The sequence below is a fragment of the Microlunatus parietis genome, assembly GCF_013407955.1.
Lineage (GTDB): Bacteria > Actinomycetota > Actinomycetes > Propionibacteriales > Propionibacteriaceae > Microlunatus > Microlunatus parietis.
In genome coordinates this window covers 974,175-995,283 of sequence record NZ_JACCBU010000001.1, presented here as the reverse complement: position 1 = coordinate 995,283, position 21,109 = coordinate 974,175, and the positions used below count along the sequence as shown (strand labels likewise).

Sequence of the window (21,109 nt, the reverse complement as noted above, 5' to 3'; positions counted from 1 at the left end):
TGCACCTGGATCTGAACCGATCGTGTTCAGCCAGGTAGGCACCGGAATGTGGAACATTGACCATTAAGCCGTAGCCGGCGAGCAACGTCAGTACAACCCATGCGAATGGGAGTGGAACCTCGGAGCTCGAAGGATACGGCCTGAAGCACGCTGTTGGGTCCTGAAGGTTCGGTCGCATGTGCAACCACCTTCCAGCGGACAATGATCCCCTCGCCGAAAATCGGGGGGACTTTGTTACCGCCCGTATGTTGAGAACTTCACAGTGGACGCGAGCATCTTTGTAGTAACAACAAGCTACTAAGGGCGATCGGTGGATGCCTAGGCACCAAGAGCCGATGAAGGACGTTGTAACCTGCGATAAGCCCCGGGGAGCTGGTAAACGAGCTTCGATCCGGGGATCTCCGAATAGGGAAACCTCGAAGGAAACCGGAGTAATGTCCGGCGACCCCTGCCTGAACACATAGGGCAGTGGGAGGGAACGTGGGGAAGTGAATCATCTCAGTACCCACAGGAAGAGAAAACAATAGTGATTCCGTAAGTAGACGTGAGCGAAAGCGGAAGAGGCCAAACCACAGATGTGTGATAGCTGACAGGCGTTGCATCTGCGGTGTTGTGGGGCCATTCAGACCGGGCTGTCGACTGGTCAGAGAGTAAAAAATGATCGATGAAGTCGAAGTGCACTGGGAAGGCACAGCAAAGAAGGTAACACTCCTGTAGACGTAAGTTGATCACTCTCGAATGTCACCCCAAGTAGGACGGAGGTCCTGAATCCTCCGTGCGAATCTGGCAGGACCACCTGCTAAGCCTAAATACTCCTTGGTGACCGATAGCGGACTAGTACCGTGAGGGAAAGGTGAAAAGTACCCCGGGAGGGGAGTGAAAGAGTACCTGAAACCGATTGCCTACAATCCGTCGGAGCTGATCTTCGGATCAGTCACGGCGTGCCTTTTGAAGAATGAGCCTGCGAGTTAGTGGTATGTGGCGAGGTTAACCCGTGTGGGGCAGCCGTAGCGAAAGCGAGTCTGAATAGGGCGAATTAGTCGCATGCTCTAGACCCGAAGCGGAGTGATCTATCCATGGCCAGGGTGAAGCGACGGTAAGACGTCGTGGAGGCCCGAACCCACCAGGGTTACAAACCTGGGGGATGAGCTGTGGATAGGGGTGAAAGGCCAATCAAACTCCGTAATAGCTGGTTCTCCCCGAAATGCATATAGGTGCAGCGTCGCGCGTTTCTTGCCGGAGGTAGAGCACTGGATAGTCTAGGGGGCCCACAAGCTTACCGAAATTAGCCAAACTCCGAATGCCGGTAAGTGAGAGCGCGGCAGTGAGACTGCGGGCGATAAGGTTCGTAGTCGAGAGGGAAACAGCCCAGAACACCAGCTAAGGCCCCTAAGCGATTGCTAAGTGGAAAAGGATGTGGAGTTGCGGAGACAACCAGGAGGTTGGCTTGGAAGCAGCCACCCTTGAAAGAGTGCGTAATAGCTCACTGGTCAAGTGATTCTGCGCCGACAATTTAGCGGGGCTCAAGCAATCCGCCGAAGCTGTGTCATTCACGCAAGTGCCCGGCCTATCTCTTCGGAGATCGGTCCAAGCGCGTGGATGGGTAGGGGAGCGTCGTGTGCACGGTGAAGCGGCAGGGGAACCTAGCCGTGGAGAGCACACGAGTGAGAATGCAGGCATGAGTAGCGAATGACGGGTGAGAAACCCGTCCGCCGAATGACCAAGGGTTCCAGGGTCAAGCTAATCTGCCCTGGGTAAGTCGGGACCTAAGGCGAGGCCGACAGGCGTAGTCGATGGACAACGGGTTGATATTCCCGTACCGGCGTATGAACGCCCCTGCCGAGGCGAATGATGCTAAGCACGCGAGCACTGAGGAGGCCTTCGGGCTGATTCAGTGTGAGTCTGCGACCCAAGTTCGTATTAGGCAAGCTGAGGAGTGACGCAGGAAGGTAGCCCATCCCGGGCGATGGTAGTCCCGGGGTAAATGTGTAGGGTGAGATGTAGGCAAATCCGCATCTCATATGCCTGAGACATGACGCCTCTATCGACTTCGGTCGAATGAGTGGGTGATCCTATGCTGCCTAGAAAACCTTCGTAGCGAGTTCATAAGCCGCCCGTACCCTAAACCGACTCTGGTGGTCAGGTAGAGAATACTAAGGCGATCGAGATAACCGTGGTTAAGGAACTCGGCAAAATACCCCCGTAACTTAGGGATAAGGGGGGCCGACTCTGTCTATGGATTTACTCCGGACGGCGGAGAAGGCCGCAGAGACCAGGCCCGAGCGACTGTTTATTAAAAACACAGGTCCGTGCTAAGTCGTAAGACGATGTATACGGACTGACGCCTGCCCGGTGCTGGAACGTTAAGGGGAGGTGTTAGCCGCAAGGCGAAGCACTGAACTTAAGCGCCAGTAAACGGCGGTGGTAACTATAACCATCCTAAGGTAGCGAAATTCCTTGTCGGGTAAGTTCCGACCTGCACGAATGGCGTAACGACTTGGGCGCTGTCTCGACCACGGACTCGGCGAAATTGCACTACGAGTAAAGATGCTCGTTACGCGCAGCAGGACGGAAAGACCCCGGGACCTTTACTATAGTTTGGTATTGGTGATTGGTACAGCTTGTGTAGGATAGGTGGGAGACTTTGAAGCAGCCACGCCAGTGGTTGTGGAGTCAATGTTGAAATACCACTCTGGTTGTTCTGGTTATCTAACGTAGGTCCGTAATCCGGATCACGGACAGTGCCTGATGGGTAGTTTGACTGGGGCGGTCGCCTCCTAAAAGGTAACGGAGGCGCCCAAAGGTTCCCTCAGCCTGGTTGGCAATCAGGTTTCGAGTGTAAGTGCACAAGGGAGCTTGACTGTGAGAGAGGCATCTCGAGCAGGGACGAAAGTCGGGACTAGTGATCTGACGGTGGCACGTGGAAGCGCCGTCACTCAACGGCTAAAAGGTACCCCGGGGATAACAGGCTGATCTTGCCCGAGCGTCCATAGCGACGGCATGGTTTGGCACCTCGATGTCGGCTCGTCGCATCCTGGGGCTGTAGTCGGTCCCAAGGGTTGGGCTGTTCGCCCATTAAAGCGGCACGCGAGCTGGGTTTAGAACGTCGTGAGACAGTTCGGTCCCTATCCGCTGCGCGCGTAGGAGTCTTGAGGAGAGCTGTCCTTAGTACGAGAGGACCGGGACGGACGAACCTCTGGTGTGCCAGTTGTTCTGCCAAGAGCACGGCTGGTTGGCTACGTTCGGAAGTGATAACCGCTGAAAGCATCTAAGCGGGAAGCACGCTCCAAGATGATGGCTCCCACAGGGTAACCTGGTAAGGCCCCCAGCAGAACACTGGGTGATAGGTCGGATGTGGAAGCACAGTAATGTGTGGAGCTGACCGATACTAATAGGCCGAGGGCTTGTTCCTACAAAGATGCTACGCGTCCACTGTGCAGTTCCCGAGATACGGTCGGGAACTCCGCTGATATCTCAATAGAGTTTCGGTGATCATAGCGAGAGGGAAACACCCGGTCCCATTCCGAACCCGGAAGTTAAGCCTCTCAGCGCCGATGGTACTGCACGGGGAGCCGTGTGGGAGACTAGGACGTCGCCGGTCATATACACTTCAAGGTCGATCCTTTCGGGATCGGCCTTGAAGTGTTTTTGCGTTCTCCCGCAAAGAACGTCCCTTGAGATTGTCGAAGGGCCAAGCCCGATTCCGGATCGTTGTCACGAACCGGGTCGAGGACCTTCCCTTCGAGAAGCTCAGGGGACGTCCTGCGTTCAGGCTGTCGTCTGCGGGAAATTGCGGTGCAGCAGATCCAGGTAGCGCTCGCCGAGCTCGCCGGCCGCCTTGACCTCGTGCTCGTCGGGCTCGTGCTGGCCCAGCACGGGGACCTTCCAGTCCGGCAGCTCCCCGGTGAGGGCCCAGGCGGCCTGACGAGCAGCACCGACGGCCACACTCTCGAACGGCTCGGTGAAGGCGATCGGCAGGCCGAAGACGGCCGGCGCGATGGCGCGGACGGCGGCGGACTGGGCGGCCCCACCGGTCAGGGTGATCCGGCCGATGTCGCCGGCCTCCCGACGCAGCACCTCGATCCCGTACGCGAGACTCCACAGGACGCCCTCGACGGTGGCGCGGGCCAGGTTCGCGGGCGTGAGGTTCTTCAGCGTGAGGCCGAGCAGCTGGCCGGTCGCCTCCGGCAACGGAGGAGTGCGTTCCCCTTCCAGATAAGGCAGGTAGCTGACGCCCTCGCTTCCGGGCGGCGCGCTCTGGGCGAGCTTGTCGAACTCGGCCAGGTCGACGCCGAGGAGCTCGGCCGTGGCCACCAGGTTGCGCGCGCCGTTCAGAGTGCAGACCAGCGGAAGGTAGGCACCGCTGGCATCGGCGAACCCCGAGACGGTGCCGGTCACCTCGTGCGTCTGCCGGTCGGACTGCACGTACGCGGTGCCACTCGTGCCGAGCGAGACGACCGCTTCGCCGGGCCGCAGGCCAAGGCCGAGCGCGGCCGCCATGTTGTCCCCGGTCCCGGGGGCGATCACGGCACCCCAGGGAGTCTCGCCGACCACCTCGTTGGGGCCCGCGACCCGCGGCAGTTCGAGCTCGCGGCCGAGGGCCAGCCGGACCAGATCCTGCCGGTATTCGTTGCTGGTGGCGTCGAAGTAGAGCGTCCCGGAGGCATCGCCGCGGTCGGTGACCGGAGCGAAGCTGCGGTCACCCAGCTGCCAGGTGAGCCAGTCGTGCGGCAGCACCACGCTCTGCGTCCGGGCGGCATGGTCCGGCTCGTTGCGGGCCAGCCAGCGGACCTTCGATACGGTCATCGAGGCGACCGGCACCGAGCCGGTGGCCTCGGCCCAGGCCGCGGCACCGCCGAGTTCCTTGATCAGGTCGACGGCGTCGCCGCCCGAACGGTTGTCGTTCCAGAGCAGGGCGTCCCGGACCAGCTCGCCGTCCTCGTCCAGGGTCACCATGCCGTGCTGCTGGCCCGCGACGGAGATCGCCTCGACCCCTTCCAACAGGGACGGGTCGGCGGTCGCCGTACGGTAGGCGTCCAGCCAGGCCTGCGCGGAGACCTCGGTGCCGTCCGGATGCGGTGCCCGGGACGTGCGGACGATCTCGCCGGTCTCGGCATCGCAGACCACGATCTTGACCGACTGGGTGGACGAGTCGACGCCGGCGACGAGTCGCATGTGAGCTCCAGGGCAGGTGAGAGGGCCAGAACGCTCCCTGAGCCTGTCGAAGGGCAAGCCGCATGATCGGGTTCGGCACTTCGACAGGCTCAGTGCACGTTTACTTCAGGCTCCGACGATAGCGCCCGGGTTCGGCTCGGCCGCGCCCTGTTCGGTCCGCGGTCCGGGCGTGATGATCTTGATCCCCGCTTCCCGGTACGGCCGCAGGGCGCGGTCCGGCGCGATCCCGGCGACGGCGAGGACGTCCACCGACTCGAGCGGCGCGAACCGGACCAGGGCGGTGGTGCCCAGCGACTCGGGCGCGATCAACGCCACCACGGTCGTCCCGGCCTCGACCTCGGCCTCCGAGACCGCGGCCGCGGCCGGCGTCTGCTGGGTCAGTCCGTGATCAGGGTGAAGGCCGGCCGGGCAGATCACGCTGACGTCGGTATGCAGCCGGCGCAGCTCGGTGAGCGCCCAGTCGCCCTCCTGGGCACGGGTGCGCGTCGAGACCGTACCGCCGAGGTTGTAGACCGACAGCCCGGGCGCCCGGGAGAGCACCAGCGCCGCGTCCAGCGAGTTGGTGACGATGGTGAGGTCCGTCAGGTCGTCGGGCTCGGTGACGATCAGCTTGGCCAGGGTCAGCGTCGGCTCACCGGTGCCCAGCAGCACGGTGCCGGTCCGTGGCAGTAGGGCCCAGACGGCGGCCACCCAGTCCAGATCCGCCGGGTCGACCGTGGCCGGCCGGCCGAGGGCGGCGATCGGATCCGCGTCGGCGGTCACCGCTCCGCCGTGGACCCGGCGCAGCAGGCCGGAGCGCTCCATCACGCGCAGATCCCGCCGGATCGTCTCCGGAGCGACGCCGAGCCGATCGGCGGCGGTGATCACGTCGATCCTGCCCTCGGCCGCCAGCCATGCGGCCAGCGTCGACTGCCGGTCCTCCGCCCGCATCGGATCGCCCGCCTCGCCCGGACTCACGACGGCGCGGCCGGGGTCGACGCGGCCAGTTCGATCGTCCGGTCCAGCGCCGGCCGCAACTGCAGCTTCCGCCCGGTGCCGGCGCGGAACGTCTCCAGGGCGGGCCCGTACTCGGTGAGCGGGAAGGCGTGGCTCACCATCGGCGCCGCGTTCAGCACGCCGGCGGCGAACAACTCCACCGCGCGCTCGTACGAGTTCAGCACCGCCATCGAACCGACCACGGTGATCTCGTCGTTGTAGACGCGGAACGGCGAGAAGGCCGCCCGGGCGTCCGTCGGCGCGACCCCGAACTGCTGGAAGGTCCCTCCCCGGCGGACCCTCCCGAGGCCGTCCTCGATCGCGCCGACGACACCCGTACAGTCGATCACCACGTCCCAGCCGCCGGAACGTTCGACCTGGTCGGCAGACTCGGCCACCCGCTCGATACCGACCTCCCGGGCCACCTGCAGCCGGTCCGGGTTGCGGTCGATCACGGTCACCGAGGCGGCGCCGGCGCGCGGCGCCAGCTGGGCCATCATCAGCCCCATCGTCCCGGCACCGTAGACGAGATAGTGCTCGCCGAGCCGGCGCGGCAGCAGGTCGTAGCCGTGGATCGCGCAGGACAACGGCTCGATCAGGGCCGCGAGCTCGAGGTCGACGCCGTCCGGCAGCCGGTAGACATTGCGGACCGGCGCCAGCATGAAGTCGGCGGCGGAGCCGTTGGTCCGGGCCACGCCGGCGCCGTCCCAGCGCTGGCAGAGGTTCGGCCGCCCGTTCCGGCAGTACGTGCACTCGCCGCAGGTCAGGGTCGGATCGACCGAGACCCGGTCACCAGGGGAGAACTCCGACACCTCCGAACCGACCGCGACCACGACGCCGGACGTCTCGTGTCCCGGCGTGATCGGGAAGACGGTCGGCTCGAACTCGCCGTCCAGGACGTGCACATCGGTCCCGCAGATCCCGACCGCGGACACCTCGACGACGACCTCGCGCGGACCGGGACTCGGGTCCGGCACCTCGGCGAGCTCGAACGCGCCGGGCCCGGTGAAGACGATCGCGCGCATTACTTGACCGCCCCCATCGCCAGGCCCCGGACCAGCCGCTTCTGCGCGATCCAGCCGGCGGCGATCACCGGCAGCACCGCGATCGTCGCGGCGGCCGACAGGACGGCCACGAACTGGCCGCGGCCGTCGACGAAGCTGCCGAGGAACGGCGGCGTGGTGCGAGCCACGACCGCGGTCAGCAGGTTGGCCAGGAAGTACTCGTTCCAGGCGAAGATGAAGCAGATCAGGGCCGCCGCGGCCGCGCCCGGCGCGACGATCGGCAGCGAGATCCGCCACAGCTCCCGGGAGTACGAGGCGCCGTCCACCTGGGCCGCCTCGACGACGGCCCGCGGCACCTCGGCGAAGAAGGACCGCATCATCCAGATCGCCAGCGGCAGGTTGATGCCGAGATAGAGCGCGCCGAGCCACCACAGGTTGTCCAGGCCGCCGACGACGCGCAGCAGCAGGAACACCGGGATGATCGACGCGGCGACCGGCATGAACCGGGTGGAGATGAAGAAGAACAGCGCGTCCTGCCACCGCCCGATCGGTCGCACCGACAGTGCGTACGCAGCCGGGATGGCGAGCGCCATCACCACGAGGGTGGACAGGATCGAGACCGCAGCGGAGTTGGCCAGATAGAGGCCCATCCCGCGCTCGAACACCTGGCCGTACCGGTCGAAGCTGAAGTCGGCGATGATCTTGGGTGGGAAGGCCGCCGCGCCCGCCTCGGACTTGAAGCTGTTCAGCACCATCCAGAGCACCGGGAAGAAGAACAGGAAGACCAGCACCCAGGTCACGCCGGTGATGATCACCCCGCCGACCTTCCGCTGGGTGAACCTGCTGCCGCCGCGTGCGACGGCGGCCCGGGGTTCGGCTGCGCGGGGCGCGGTTGCCGTTGTGGTGGCCATCAGCGTGCCTCCTCGGTGAAGACGCGGAACAGGGTCCGCAACGCGATCGTGGTGACGATGATCGTCAGGATGACCGTGACGACGCCGTACGCGGCGGCCTCACCGATCTCCTGGCCGATGAAGGCCCGTTCGTAGAGCAGGTACGGCAGCGTCTTGGTGCCGCCGGTGCCCTTGGTCATGATGTTCACCGGGTCGAACACCTGGATCATCATCACCGTGCCGAGCAGGGTGGCCAGCTCCGCGTACGTCCGCAGGTGCGGCAGCGTCATGTAGCGGAACGTCTGCAGCGGCCCGGCGCCGTCGACATCGGCCGCCTCGAGCACCTCACCGGACTGCGACTGCAGGCCGGCCAGCAAGATCAACATCATGAACGGCGTGTACTGCCAGGTCAGCGTGAAAATGATCGTCAGCATCGGGAAGTTGGTGTTCCAGGCCACCGGATCGACGCCGAAGAAGGACAATCCGTAGTTGATCATGCCCGTGCCGACGTCCAGCATCGAATACTTCCAGATCAGCGCGGCCGCCGCCGGCATCACCAGGAACGGCGTGATCAACAACGTCCGGGCGATCGCCTGCCCCTTGAACTTGCGGTCCAGCAGGACGGCGAAGATCAGGCCCAGGATCAGCGACAGGATCACCGAGCCGCCGACGATCAGCACCGTGGCCAGCGCCGACGGGAGGAACGCGCCGTTGGCGACGACGGCGACGTAGTTGTCGAAACCGGCGAAGCCGCGCTGCTCGGGCCGGGCCAGGTTCCAGTCGGCGAACGAGTAGACGATCGTGGCGACGAACGGGACCTGGGTGATCACGATCGCCACGATCAACGCCGGCAGGATCAACTTGCGCGCGAAGACCCGCTCGGCGAGATCCTGGCCGGTCAGCTTGATCTTGACCTTGGCCGGCTTGGCCGGCTTCGGGCCGGCCGCGGCCGGGACCGAGTCTGCTGCTGTGGTGGTCATCGCACCCTCACTCCTGCTTCTGCTTGTCGCCGGCTCGCTGGGCGATCGCCTGCCCGTCGCGCAGCGCGCCGTCGAGATCGCGCCGACCGGCGATCACGTCCGCGATCAGCTGCGAGGTCTGATTGCCGACGTCCTGGAACTCGGGGATCGTCACGTACTGGATGCCGATCCACGGCTGCGGCGCGACGCCCGGCTGCTTCGGGTCGACCTCGGCCATGATCTCGGCGGTGAGCGGGGCGAACTCCTCGCCCGACGCCGCGTACTCTCCGATCTCGAACGTCGACGCCCTCGTCCCGGACGGCACCCGGGGCCAGCCCATCCGCTCGCCGGCGAGCTGGACGTACTCCTTCGAGGTGGCCCACTTGACGAACTCCCAGGCCGCTGCCTTCTTCGCCGGGTCCTCCTCGACGCTGGCGTTGATCCCGAGATTCCAGGACCACAGCCAGCCGGACTCCTCGGTCTGATCGACCGGAGCCCGGACGTAGCCGAACTTGCCCTTGTTCGGCCCGGATTCGAGGGAACCGGCTGCCGACGTCGCGTCGTACCACATCGCCGCGTTGCCGCCGCCGACCAGGTTGAGGCACTCGGTGAAGCCGTACGAGACCGGGTCGGCCTGGCCGCCGGCCTTCAGCGTGTCCAGGTAGAACTGGATCGCGTTGCGGAAGCCGGGCGCGTCGACCTGGGCCTGCCAGTTCTCGTCGTACCACTGGCCGCCGAACGTGTTGACGATCGTCGTCAGCGGCGCGAACATCTCGCCCCAGCCGGGTTTGCCGCGCAGACAGATGCCGGCCCGGTCGTCGGTCTTGAGTTGCCTGGCGAAGTCGGCCACCTGCTGCCAGGTCGGCCGCTCCGGCATCTCCAGCCCCGCCTGCTCGAACAGATCCTTGCGGTACATGAGGAACGACGACTCGCCGTAGAACGGCATGGCGTAGTAGCGGTCCTGGTAGGAGACGCCGTCCAGGACCGGGGTGAAGATGTCGTCGACGTCGTAGCCCGGGTCCTGCTTCGCCTGGTCGGTCAGGTCGACCAGCCAGCCGTTCTGGCCCCAGATCGGCACCTCGTAGAGGCCGACCGTCATCACGTCGTACTGGCCGCCCTCGGTGGCGACATCCTTGGTCGCCGCGTTGCGCAGATCGTTCTCCTCCATCATCAAGGTGTTGATCTTGATGTCGGGATGGGCCCGCTCGAACTCGGGAATGAGCTGGGCCAGGTCCTGCATCTGCGGGTTGTTGACGCTGGCGAAGGTCACCGTCGTCACGCCCGGTTGGTTGCCGATGTTGCCGAAACCGGCACAGCCGGTCACCGTCAGACTCAGCCCCGCCAGCAGCACCGGTGCCGCCAGCCTGGCTCTGGAGCGGGTGGTTCTGATCATCGAAGGCCGGCCTCCCTGCCGTTTTGATCGCCGTGGCGCAGCCTCCGCGCTGTGTCTACCTAACCGCGTGCTGCCCGTTTGTGACCATAACCCATCCGATGCTGCCCGGTCCAGACCGAAATCGCGCCAATCGGGTGGCAATGCTGCCCGAATCTGTGTTGAAACGATCCGTTCGTGTTTGAATGGGCCTCGTGGGCAGCGCCGACACCTTGCCGATGTATCCGCCGCAGCGGCAGCAGGCGATCGCGGAGTTCCTGCTGACCGTGCCGGGGCGAGACGTGAGCGTCGCCGAGATCGGCCGCCGGCTGGGGGTCGCGGCCGAGACCGTACGCCGGGATCTGGAGGTGCTGGCCCGCCGCGGAACCGTGCGCCGGGTGCGAGGCGGTGCCCGGCTGGTCGATGCCACGCCGTTCGAGCAGGCGCTGGCGGCGCGGCACGCGGAGCAGCGGGCCGAGAAGCTCGCGATCGCCGACCGGGTCGCCGCGGAACTGCCGGCCGACGGCGTGATCATGCTCGACTCGGGCTCGCTGACGTTCAGTTGTGCGCAGGCCATGGCGCGGGACAGCGGCGCCGCCGTCGTCACCAACAACCTGCCCGCGGCGCAGTACCTGGCTCAGGCGACGACGCTGACCGTGCTCACGCTGCCCGGGCTGATCCGCGGGCTGACCTCCGCGGCGGTGGACGCCGCGACCAGTCGGCGCCTGGAGACCCTCGCCGCCGACGTCGCGATCATCGGCGTGAACGGCCTCACCGCGTCCCGCGGCCTGACCACGACCAATCCCGAGGAAGCCGCGGTGAAGCGGGCCATGCTGCTGTCCGCCCGGCGCCGGATCGTGCCGGTGATCTCCGGCAAGGTCGGCCGGGACTCCTTCTGCGCCTTCGGTACGTTGAACGAAGTCGACCTGATCATCACCGACTCCGGCGCCGACCGCGAACTGCTGGCCGAGCTCACCGCGGCCGGCCCCGAAGTGATCATCGTCGAGCCATGATCAATCCGGATATCCGGGCAGCTCGATGTCGTTGGCGAAGTCGTCGGTCAGCTTCATCATCAGGCCCAGCAGGAGCTTGTTGGCGAATGTCAGGTCGCGCAACTTGATCTTGAGCTTGGACGGCGGCGCCAGGAACGGACCGGCGTTGCCCTTCCGGGCGATCTTGGCATAGCGGTACATGATCGACGTGTAACGGTCGAAAGCACTTCGGTGATCACCGTTGGCCAGGGCGAGCTCGCCGGCCAGGACATAGCCGCCGACCACGGCCAAACCGGTGCCGAACCCGCCGAGCGTGTTCGCGTAGGCCGCGTCCCCGACCAGGGCGAACCGCCCGGTGGCGTCGCCGACCTGATGGCCGGCATCCTGTCCCGGCACGCCGACCGCTACCCGGAAGCGTCCGCGGCCTTTGCCGCCGCTGCGTCTTCCGGCGGCCAGGACGCCGCCCTCGACTTCGGCCTCGATCGCATCCTCGACGGCCTGGCCTCGATCCGTGGTATCCGCAGAGGTCGTTGAGCCCCAAGCTGCGCGGCCGGGCCGTCCGATTCACCATCACTGAGCGGACCCCTTGACCTCGATTCCGGGCGACTTTGTCGGTCAACGAGTCCGCTCGATGAGGTCACGGGTCAGCCCGAAGAGTTTCTGGCTCCTCGGGGCCCGACGTGCACGGCCGGAGTGGATTTCCGCCGGTCAGTGAGCCTGTTGCGGAATGGTGAGCAAGGGCGTTGCAGGTCGGATCGGGGCCCGGTGCCGGGCGGCCCAACGTCGAGGGTGGAAGGTCAGGCCGCGTCTCGACCCAGGTGACACAAATCTGCAATGGAACCCGTATTGCAATCGATTTCACGGCCGTCTGGCGGTGGTTGCTTTGCAGATTTGTGACACCACCACCTCCCTGGACGGGTGCGAACCGGACGGGACGCGCAGGGTTGGAAGTCGCTCGTGTTGGAGGCCTCAGGTCCGCGCCGTCCAGCCGATGCAGCCTGCCGCCGCGCGAATCTGCAACGGGCTCCAGTCGCGGCGGAACCACTCTTGAGCCGGAGACTTTAACCGGCCTTGTTCAGGGAGAGGGTGAGGTCGAGGTCGTCGAAGCGGTGCCAGTCGGCAGCGGGCTCGACCTCGGTGAACTCGACGGCGAGGACCTCGTCGGCGACCAGAGTGGCGTGTTCGCGGAGGGCTTCGGTGAGTTCCGGGCCGGCGGACCAGGCGAGCCTGATCCGGTCGGTGACCTCGAGGCCGGTGTCCTTGCGGGTCTCCTGGATCAGCCGGATCGCCTCGCGGGCGAGGCCGGCCTTGATCAGCTCCGGGGTCAGCTCGAGGTCGAGGGCGATGGTCTCGCCCTGGTCGTTGATCACCGACCAACCTTCCTTCGGACGCTCGGAGATGATCACCTCGTCCGCCGTGACCTCGGTGCCGCCGTCGTGGTCAACGGTCGCAGATCCCTTGCTGGACAGGGATTCAGCGAGGATGGCAGCATCGGCGGCGGCGATCGCGGCGGCGACCTGAGGGGTCTGCTTGCCGAAGCGCTTGCCGAGGGCGCGGAAGTTGCCCTTGGCGGTGTATTCGACCAGGTCGCCGGCGCCGGTGAACGACTCCACCTTGGACAGGTTGAGTTCGGCGGCGATTTCGGCGAGCAGCTCGGGGCCGAGACGATCATGGCTGGCAGTGGGGATCAGGGCGCGGCCGAGTGGCTGGCGGATCTTGATCTTGGCCTCGGAGCGGGCGGCGCGGCCGAGTTCGACCAGGCGCTGGGCCAGCTGCATCGAGGCGTCCAGTTCGGCGTCGCGTACCGCATCGTCGGCGGTCGGCCAGGAGGCCAGGTGGACCGAGTCCGGTCCGTCCGGATCCGTACCGGCAAAGAGGTCCTGCCAGACCCGCTCGGTGAGGAACGGGGCCACCGGGGCCATCAGCCGGGTCAGCACGTTGAGCGAGTCGTGCAGCGTGCCCAGGGCACCCGAGTCGCCGGCCCAGAAGCGGCGGCGGGAGCGGCGGACGTACCAGTTGGAAAGATCGTCGACGAACGTGGTGATCAACTGGCCGACGCGCTGCAGGTCGTAGTTCTCGTACGCCTCGGTGGTCTCGGTGATCAACTTTCCGGTGATCGAGGTGAGCCAGCGGTCGAGGACATGGGTGGATTCCGAGCGATCAGCGGGGGACCACTGATTGGCGTTGGCGTAGAGGGCCTGGAAGGCGACGACGTTCCAATAGGTCAGCAGGACCTTGCGGACGGTCTCGGTGATCGTCGTGTGGCCGACCCGCCGGGATGCCCAGGGGGAGCCGCCGGCGGCCATGAACCAGCGGACCGCGTCGGCGCCGTGGCTGTCCATCAGCTCGATCGGGTCGAGCACGTTGCCGAGGTGCTTCGACATCTTGCGGCCGTCCTCGGCGAGGATGTGGCCGAGGCAGACGACGTTCTTGTACGAGGACTCGTCGAACACCAGCGTGCCGACGGTCATCAGCGTGTAGAACCAACCGCGGGTCTGGTCGATCGCCTCACAGATGAAGTCGGCCGGATAGGCCCGCTCGAACTGCTCGATCGAACCGTCCAGATGCGGATATCCCCACTGGGCAAAGGGCATCGAGCCGGAGTCGAACCAGGCGTCGATCACTTCCGGCACCCGCCGGTAGGTCCCGTCCTCGCCCGGCACGGTGAACGTCACGTCGTCGATGAACGGGCGGTGCGGATCAAGTTCGGCGAGGTCGGTGCCGGTCAGCTCGGACAGCTCTGCCAGGGACCCGACGCAGATGATCTTGGTCGGGTCGGCGTCGTTACGCCAGACCGGCAGCGGCGTGCCCCAGTAGCGGGACCGGGACAGCGCCCAGTCGATGTTGTTGTTCAGCCAGTCGCCGTAGCGGCCCCACTTGATCGTTTCCGGATACCAGGTGGTCCGCTCGTTCTCCCGGAGCAGCGCGTCCTTGATCTTGGTGGTCCGGATGTACCAGGACGGCAACGCGTAGTACATCAGCGCGCTGTGGCAGCGCCAGCAGTGCGGGTACGAGTGCTCGAACTCGATATGGCGGAACAGCCGACCACGCTCGGCCAGATCCTCCATCAGTGCCTCGTTGGCATCGCGGAAGTAGACGCCGCCGACCAGGTCCAGGCCTTCGTCGAACCGGCCCTGGGTGTTGATCGGGTTGATCAACTCGACGCCGTTGCGGCGTACCGAGTCGAAGTCGTCGGCGCCGAAGACCGTTGCTTGGTGGACCAGACCGGTGCCGTCGGTCGTGGTCACGTAATCCTCGGTCACCACGAAATGGCCGCGGCCCGGCCAGTCGACGATGGCGAACGGACGGTCGTACGTCCAGCCCACCATCTCCGCGCCGGTGAAGGTCGAGGTGGCCCGCCAGCCCTCGCCGAGCGCGGTGTCGATCAGTGACTCGGCCACCACGACGGGCCGTTCCTGATCATGGACGGCGACCGTGTACGTCACGTCGGCCTTGGCCGCGACCAGCGCGTTGGACGGCAGGGTCCACGGGGTCGTGGTCCAGATCAGCAGATCCGCCTCGCCGGCGTGCGGGCCGGAGGTCAGCGGCAGCCGTACGTAGACGGAGGGGTCGACGATGTTCTCGTACCCCTGCGCCAGTTCATGATCGGAAAGGCCGGTGCCGCAGCGCGGGCAGTAGGGCGCGACCCGGAAGTCCTCGGTCAGCAGCCCGGCGTCGAAGATCTTCTTACATGCCCACCAGACCGATTCGACGTAGCTCGGGTTCATCGTCTCGTACGCCTCGTCGAGATTGACCCAGTAGCCCATCCGCTCGGTCAGCTCGCGGAACGCGTCGACGTGGCGTCGCACCGACTCCCGGCACTTGGCGTTGAACGCCTCGACGCCGTACCGCTCGATGTCGGGCTTGCCGTTGAGACCCAGCTCGGTCTCCACCGCCAGCTCGACCGGCAGGCCGTGGCAGTCCCAGCCCGCCTTCCGGTCCACCCGATACCCGCGCATGGTCCGGAACCGGGGGAACACGTCCTTGAAGACGCGCGCCTCGATGTGATGCGTACCCGGCTTGCCGTTCGCCGTCGGCGGACCCTCGTAGAACGTCCACGGCTCGCCCCCGGCGGTCTGCTCGAGGGAACGGTCGAAGGTACGGTTCCGCTGCCACAGGTCCAGAATCTCGTGCTCCATCGCCGGCAGATCGATCTGCGGCGGTACGGAGGCGTAGCCGGTGGCGGGTCGGGAATCACGGGTGAGCTGCTCAGTCATGGCGCGACGATGATATCGGCCGGCGCGCGATGTGAGCACCGCTTCGGGTGCGCCCGGACGTCCCGTGTCAAGGGTCGGGGTGAAAGTGGTGCAGGATTGTCGGGTGAATCAGGACCGGGGCAGAGGCCCATCGAGGCCGGAACCAGAACGGCGCGACGAGGATCGGCGCGGCCGTGGTCGGCGCGCGGAGCCGGGCGGGCAGGACCGGTCCGATCGACCCGGGACCGGCCGCGGCGGTGATCGGCAGGGCGGTGACCGCCCTTGGCGGGACCGACCGCCGAAGGATCGGCCGGCGGGCGACCGCGGCAAGGGTTCGAGCCAGGGTGGAGGGTTCCGTCGGGACCAGTCGGGCCAGGACCGGTCCAAGCGGTCCGGCGACCGGGGCCGCCCGGAGCGCGACAACAAGGACCGCGATCGTACGGATCGTGATCGCTCGGGCGACCGTCCCGACCATGACCGTCCCCGTTCTGATCGGGGTGGTTTTGACCGTGGTCGTTCTGACCGTGGTTCTTCGGACCGTGGCGGTTCAGATCGCGGTCGGTCGGACTGGAGTGGTTCGAGCCGCGGCGGTTCGGACCGTGGTGGTTTCGATCGTGGTCGTTCGGATCGTGGTGCTTCCGATCGGGGCGGTTCGGGTCGTGGAGGTTCCGGCTGGAGTGGTTCGAGCCGCGGTGGCTCGGATCGAGGCGGTTCGGACCGTGGTGGATTTGACCGTGGTCGTTCGGATCGGGGTGCTTCGGATCGAGGCGGTTCCGGCCGGGGCGGTTCGGACCGTGGTCGGTCGGACTGGAGTGGCTCGGGCCGGAGCGGTTCTGATCGGAGCGGTTCGGGTCGCGGTCGGTCGGACTGGGGTGGCTCGGATCGGAGTCGATCTGATCGGGGCGGCTCGGATCGCGGTCGTTCTGACCGTGGCGGTTCGGATCGTGGCGGTGCGGGTCGCGGTCGGTCGGACTGGGGTGGCTCGGACCGGGGTCGCTCGGACCGCGGTGGTTCGGACCGAGGACGTACGGATCGTGACCGGACGGACCGCCGGGGTGGCGAGGGTCGCTGGGAAGGCCGAGCGACGCCGCCGGGGCTGAACCGTCCGCCCCGCGAACCCAAGGTGCCCGCCGACGTCAGCCAGGCGGAACTGCCGCGCCAGGTGCGGGCCGAACTGCGGGGCCTGCCCAAGGAACTGGCCGAGCAGGTCGGCGGCTTCCTGATCATGGCCGGTCGGCTGATCGAGGAGGACCCCGAGCAGGCGTACGAGTTCGCCGAGGCCGCCCGGCGCCGGGCCGCGCGACTGCCGATCGTCCGGGAGGCCGCGGCCGAGACGGCCTACGCGGCCGGGAAGTACGAGGTCGCGCTGTCGGAGTTCCGGGCCATCCGGCGGATGTCCGGTAACCACGACGTGCTGCCCGCGATGGCCGACTGCGAACGCGCCCTCGGTAAGCCGCAGGCGGCGCTCAAGCTGAGTCGCGAGGCGAAGGAACTGCCGCTGGACCCGGCTCAGCAGATCGAGATGATCATCGTCGAGGCCGGAGCCCGCCGCGATCTCGGCCAGGATGCCGAGGCGGCCCGGCTGCTCCGTGCCGCCATCGACGACCTGCGGCTGACCGAGCCCGGCCGGAACGCTGCTGCTCGGCTGCGCTACGCCTACGCCGATGTGCTGGCCTACCGTGGCGACGAGGCGGCCGCGCGGGACTGGTTCGCGGCCGCCGCCGACCTCGACCGGGAGCAGCTCACCGACGCCGCCGAACGCCGGGACGCCCTGGACGGCGTCACCATCGACTTCGATCTCGACGACGACGATGATCACGAGCAGGATGATCACGAGGATGATCGCGCTGAGGTTGATCGCGCTGAGGTCTCCGAGAGCAGCGATGATCAGGCATCCGATGATGATCACGACGCGGGTGACGGTGACGACGCGGACGATGATCATGACGAGGCCGACCGCCCCGCCGGCGATCGTTGATCATGGACGCGTTGATCGACGCCTATGACGCCGCCCTGTTCGACCTGGACGGGGTGGTCTATCTCGGCCCTGAACCGGTGCCGGGAGCGCCCGGCGGGCTGAAGCGGCTCCGGGAGCGCGGCGTCCGGATCGGGTACGTGACGAACAACGCGGCCCGTACTCCCGAGGCGGTGGCCGAACACCTGCGCGAGCTGGGGATCGAGGCCACGACGGGCGACGTGGTGACCTCGGCACAGGCCGGCGCCCGGCTGCTCGCCGACCGGTTCGGTGCCGGCGCCCGGATCCTGGTGGTCGGCGGCACGGGCGTCGACGCGGCGCTGGCCGAGGCGGGCCTGGTCGCGGTGCGGTCCGCCGACGACGAGCCGATCGCGGTGATCCAGGGGTACGGGAACGACCTGACCTGGGCCCAGCTCAACGAGGCCGCGATCGCGATCCAGCGCGGCGCCTACTGGCTGGCCACGAACACGGATCCGACCCGGCCGACCGACCGGGGCATCGTGCCCGGCAACGGCGCCGCGGTCGCCGCGGTCCGCACCGCCGTCGGGATCGAGCCCGAGGTGGCCGGGAAGCCGTACCCGCCGTTGATCACCGAGACGCTGCGCCGGCTCGGCGCCGAGCATGCGATCTTCGTCGGCGACCGGTTCGACACCGACATCGCCGGAGCCGCCGCGGTCGGGCTGGACAGCCTGTTCGTGCTGAGCGGCTCCTGCGGCCCGGCCGACCTCCTGGCCGCCGGCCCGGGGGAGCGGCCGACCCACGTCGGGTTCGACCTGGCGGCCCTGCTGGACCCGCCGCGGCCCGTACAGCGGGACGGCGACCAGACCCGCCGCGGCCGCAGCACGGCCCGGCTGCGGGACGGCCGGCTCATCCTGGACGAAGCTCCGGAGGACCAGGTCAGCGCCCTGGACGCGCTGGTGGCGGCCGCGGATCTTGCCTGGTCGGCGGCCGATCGCGGGCTCCCGGCGGACCCGGCCGATGTGCTCGCGGCCCTGGGCAGGCTGGCCGTCTTGTGAGTACGGTAGGGCTGACGAACGACCTCGGGGGACTCTACCGAGGGAGGAGAACTGTGGTCGTCGACACGAAACACAACTACTTGGAGACGGTGGGCGGCATCGGTCGCAGCACCCGGGCGAAGGCCCGGGCGGCGGCGCGATCGCTGCAGCACACGATCACGGCCGAGATGGAGAAGGCCTCCGGCCGGCTGGGACTGGTCCGGTCCGACGACCTCGACGAGGTACGGTCCGAGCTGACCGGGATCCGGTCCGAACTGGCCGAGACCAGGACGGCGCTGGCGGAGGCCCGGTCCGAACTGGCCGGCGCCCGGTCGGAGCTGGCCGAGGCACGGACCGGGCTGACCGAAGCCCGGGCCGAGATCGCCGGGGTCACCACCGGCCTGGCGGACGCCCGGGCCGAACTCGCCGCTCTGCGCGACCAGGCGATGTCGACCGAACCCGTACCGCCGGCGGCTGACTCGACTCCGCGGAAGACTGCCGCGGCGACCAAGGCAGTCCGGGCCACGGTGGCGAAGAAGGCCGTCGCGAAGAAGGCGCCAGCCCGCAGGACGGCGGCGAAGAAGGCTCCGGCCAAGAAGGCGCCGACGCGCGCCGGCACGGCGAAGCAGGCAGAGAAGGCGACCGAGTGACCGAACCCGATCAAGATCAGAACGTACGTCCGCGGACCGGTGTCGACGAGATCGACGCCGCGCTGACCGACCTGGACGGACTGGCGGACCTGCCGGTCGCGGAGCACCACGACCGGCTGTCCCGGGTGCACGAAGCGCTGCATGCGGCCCTGCATCAACCGTCCGACCGTTCGGCCGACTCCCCGTCCTGATCGACGGGCCTGCTCGACAACGCTGTGGTCCGACTGGATCGAGCGCTGGTGGATCGTGGCCTGGCCCGATCCCGCGGCCAGGCGCGCGAGTTGATCACCGCCGGGCTGGTCCGGGTGGCCGATCGGCCGGCCGGGAAGCCGTCCGTCGACGTCGATGACGCGACACCGATCACGGTCGAGGCCGGTGATCATTACGTCTCCCGCGGCGCGCACAAGCTGCTCGGCGCGCTGGCGGACCTCGACCTGCAGCCGTACGGGCGAGCCGTCGACGCTGGAGCCAGCACCGGCGGGTTCACTCAGGTCCTGCTGGAGGCCGGCTGCGAGCAGGTGTACGCGATCGACGTCGGCCATGATCAACTCAGCCGTCGGATCAGGTCCGACCCGCGGGTCGTGGTGTGGGAGCGGACCAATCTGCGTGATCTCGAGTTGCGGCACGTCGACCAGCGGCCCGTCAACCTCTTGGTCGCCGATGTGTCGTTCATCTCGTTGCGCCTCCTGATCGCCCCGTTCGACCGAGTGCTGCGCGACGATGCGGACATGCTGATCATGATCAAACCGCAGTTCGAGGTGGGCCGGGCCGACCTCGGCAAGGGTGGCGTGGTGGCCGACCCGGAGCTGCGCCGCGCGGCGGTCGACGGCGTTCTCCGTACGGCTGCGGAGACGGGCTGGGCGGTGGTCCGGGTGGCTCCGAGCCGGGTGCCGGGCGGCTCCGGTAACCAGGAGTTCTTCGCCCACCTGCGTCGCCGCGAAGGATTGTCAGTGCCTCGCACCTATGCTTCTATCTCGTGAGCCAGGCCGAGCAGGTGCGCCGTCGGGTGGCGGTGCTCACCCATCCGCAGCGGGACGAGGCGATCACGGCTGCCTCGCGCCTGGTCACCGGCCTGAGCCGGCACGGGATCATCTCCGTGCTGCCGGACGACGACGCCGCGGTCCGGTCGGGCCGGTTGTCGGTCGACGTCGAGGTGGTCTCGGCCGACGCGGCGGACCCGATCGGGGACTGCGAACTGATGATCGTGCTCGGCGGCGACGGCACCATCCTGCGCGGCGGCGAGTGGGTGGTGAACGCCGACATCCCGTTGCTGGGCGTGAATCTCGGCCACGTCGGCTTCCTGGCCGAGGCGGAGTCCTCGGAGATCGACGCGATCGTCGACCACATCGTGGAGCGGTCATACACGGTGGAGGAGCGGTCCACCATCGACGTCTCCGTCCAGGACGGCGGCGAGACCTGGAGTTCGTTCGCGATCAACGAGGTGTCGATCGAGAAGGCCGCCCGGGAGCGGATGCTCGAGGTGCTGGTCGAGATCGACGGCCGGCCGCTGTCTCGCTGGGCCTGCGACGGGCTGGTCGTGTCGACGCCGACCGGTTCGACGGCGTACGCGTTCTCGGCGGGCGGGCCGGTGATCTGGCCGGAGGTGGAGGCGTTGCTGCTGGTGCCGCTCAGCGCGCACGCCCTGTTCGCCCGGCCGCTGGTGCTGGGCCCGTCCTCCCGGGTCGTCGTGCAGGTGCTGGACGGCTCACAGACCCACGCCGTGGTCTGGTGCGACGGGCACCGGACGACCGACGTCCGGTCGGCGGTGCGGATCGAGATCTGCCAGGGCCGGCACCGGTTGCGGCTGGCCCGGCTCTCCCAGTCGCCGTTCACCGACCGGCTGGTGAACAAGTTCGGGCTCAAGGTCGAGGGCTGGCGGGGCGCCCGCCGCCCGGTGAACGCCGGCCCACCCGGCGAGTAGAGGATCTG

Annotated in this window: 16 protein-coding genes and 2 rRNA genes; 10 read left to right on the top strand and 8 right to left on the bottom strand. The window is 67.2% G+C overall.

What is annotated here, in order from left to right:
* Positions 1 to 287 precede the first annotated feature (287 nt).
* A 23S ribosomal RNA gene (locus BKA15_RS04750) occupies positions 288 to 3,412 on the top strand.
* A 72-nt stretch (positions 3,413 to 3,484) separates the two neighbouring features.
* A 5S ribosomal RNA gene (gene rrf / locus BKA15_RS04745) occupies positions 3,485 to 3,601 on the top strand.
* A 167-nt stretch (positions 3,602 to 3,768) separates the two neighbouring features.
* Here the strand turns inward: rrf and xylB are convergent.
* From xylB to BKA15_RS04715, 6 genes are all read right to left on the bottom strand, one after another.
* Positions 3,769 to 5,175, bottom strand: coding sequence for a xylulokinase (xylB, locus tag BKA15_RS04740; RefSeq protein ID WP_179748547.1), 1,407 nt, complete (start codon positions 5,173 to 5,175; stop codon positions 3,769 to 3,771).
* 105 nt (positions 5,176 to 5,280) lie between these two features.
* Entirely contained in the window at positions 5,281 to 6,105 is an 825-nt protein-coding gene (locus tag BKA15_RS04735) for a DeoR/GlpR family DNA-binding transcription regulator (RefSeq protein WP_179748545.1), read from the bottom strand.
* A 23-nt stretch (positions 6,106 to 6,128) separates the two neighbouring features.
* Positions 6,129 to 7,175 (bottom strand): zinc-dependent alcohol dehydrogenase family protein, encoded by a 1,047-nt coding sequence (locus tag BKA15_RS04730; RefSeq protein ID WP_179748543.1) that lies wholly within the window; start codon positions 7,173 to 7,175, stop codon positions 6,129 to 6,131.
* Complete coding sequence (locus BKA15_RS04725) at positions 7,175 to 8,065, bottom strand: carbohydrate ABC transporter permease (RefSeq protein WP_179748541.1); 891 nt, start codon at positions 8,063 to 8,065, stop codon at positions 7,175 to 7,177. The genes BKA15_RS04730 and BKA15_RS04725 overlap by 1 nt, the downstream gene beginning before the upstream one ends.
* Positions 8,065 to 9,024: a carbohydrate ABC transporter permease gene (locus BKA15_RS04720; protein WP_179748539.1), complete on the bottom strand. Its 960-nt coding sequence runs from the start codon at positions 9,022 to 9,024 to the stop codon at positions 8,065 to 8,067. Before BKA15_RS04720 ends, BKA15_RS04725 begins: the two co-directional genes overlap by 1 nt.
* A 7-nt stretch (positions 9,025 to 9,031) precedes the next feature.
* Positions 9,032 to 10,396, bottom strand: coding sequence for an ABC transporter substrate-binding protein (locus BKA15_RS04715; protein ID WP_179748537.1), 1,365 nt, complete (start codon positions 10,394 to 10,396; stop codon positions 9,032 to 9,034).
* Positions 10,397 to 10,587: 191 nt separating this feature from the next.
* On the opposite strand from BKA15_RS04715, the gene BKA15_RS04710 reads away from it, so the two are divergent.
* Positions 10,588 to 11,385, top strand: coding sequence for a DeoR/GlpR family DNA-binding transcription regulator (locus tag BKA15_RS04710; RefSeq protein ID WP_179748535.1), 798 nt, complete (start codon positions 10,588 to 10,590; stop codon positions 11,383 to 11,385).
* Here BKA15_RS04710 and BKA15_RS04705 read toward each other — a convergent pair whose 3' ends face one another.
* Positions 11,386 to 11,760, bottom strand: a complete 375-nt coding sequence (locus tag BKA15_RS04705) for a Rossmann-fold NAD(P)-binding domain-containing protein (protein ID WP_218871068.1) — start codon at positions 11,758 to 11,760, stop codon at positions 11,386 to 11,388.
* Between BKA15_RS04705 and BKA15_RS04700 the strand changes: the two genes are divergently transcribed.
* Positions 11,737 to 11,898: a hypothetical protein gene (locus BKA15_RS04700; RefSeq protein ID WP_179748533.1), complete on the top strand. Its 162-nt coding sequence runs from the start codon at positions 11,737 to 11,739 to the stop codon at positions 11,896 to 11,898. The two genes, BKA15_RS04705 and BKA15_RS04700, sit on opposite strands and share 24 nt — an antisense overlap.
* A 527-nt stretch (positions 11,899 to 12,425) precedes the next feature.
* On the opposite strand, the gene ileS is transcribed toward BKA15_RS04700, so the two are convergent.
* Positions 12,426 to 15,581, bottom strand: a complete 3,156-nt coding sequence (gene ileS / locus BKA15_RS04695; protein ID WP_179748531.1) for an isoleucine--tRNA ligase — start codon at positions 15,579 to 15,581, stop codon at positions 12,426 to 12,428.
* A gap of 1,102 nt (positions 15,582 to 16,683) precedes the next feature.
* On the opposite strand from ileS, the gene BKA15_RS04690 reads away from it, so the two are divergent.
* From BKA15_RS04690 to BKA15_RS04665, 6 genes are read left to right on the top strand one after another with little or no spacing between them, the layout of a single operon-like run.
* Positions 16,684 to 17,538, top strand: a complete 855-nt coding sequence (locus BKA15_RS04690) for a hypothetical protein (RefSeq protein WP_179748529.1) — start codon at positions 16,684 to 16,686, stop codon at positions 17,536 to 17,538.
* Entirely contained in the window at positions 17,538 to 18,551 is a 1,014-nt protein-coding gene (locus BKA15_RS04685) for an HAD-IIA family hydrolase (RefSeq protein WP_376766824.1), read from the top strand. The genes BKA15_RS04690 and BKA15_RS04685 overlap by 1 nt, the downstream gene beginning before the upstream one ends.
* A 53-nt stretch (positions 18,552 to 18,604) precedes the next feature.
* Positions 18,605 to 19,180 (top strand): hypothetical protein, encoded by a 576-nt coding sequence (locus tag BKA15_RS04680; protein WP_179748525.1) that lies wholly within the window; start codon positions 18,605 to 18,607, stop codon positions 19,178 to 19,180.
* The gene (locus BKA15_RS04675; RefSeq protein WP_179748523.1) at positions 19,177 to 19,371 is read left to right on the top strand and encodes a hypothetical protein; all 195 of its coding nucleotides are present in this window, start codon (positions 19,177 to 19,179) and stop codon (positions 19,369 to 19,371) included. The genes BKA15_RS04680 and BKA15_RS04675 overlap by 4 nt, the downstream gene beginning before the upstream one ends.
* 24 nt (positions 19,372 to 19,395) lie before the next feature.
* Entirely contained in the window at positions 19,396 to 20,160 is a 765-nt protein-coding gene (locus tag BKA15_RS04670) for a TlyA family RNA methyltransferase (protein WP_179748521.1), read from the top strand.
* Positions 20,157 to 21,101, top strand: coding sequence for an NAD kinase (locus BKA15_RS04665; protein WP_312878823.1), 945 nt, complete (start codon positions 20,157 to 20,159; stop codon positions 21,099 to 21,101). Before BKA15_RS04670 ends, BKA15_RS04665 begins: the two co-directional genes overlap by 4 nt.
* The last annotated feature ends 8 nt before the right edge of the window (positions 21,102 to 21,109 follow it).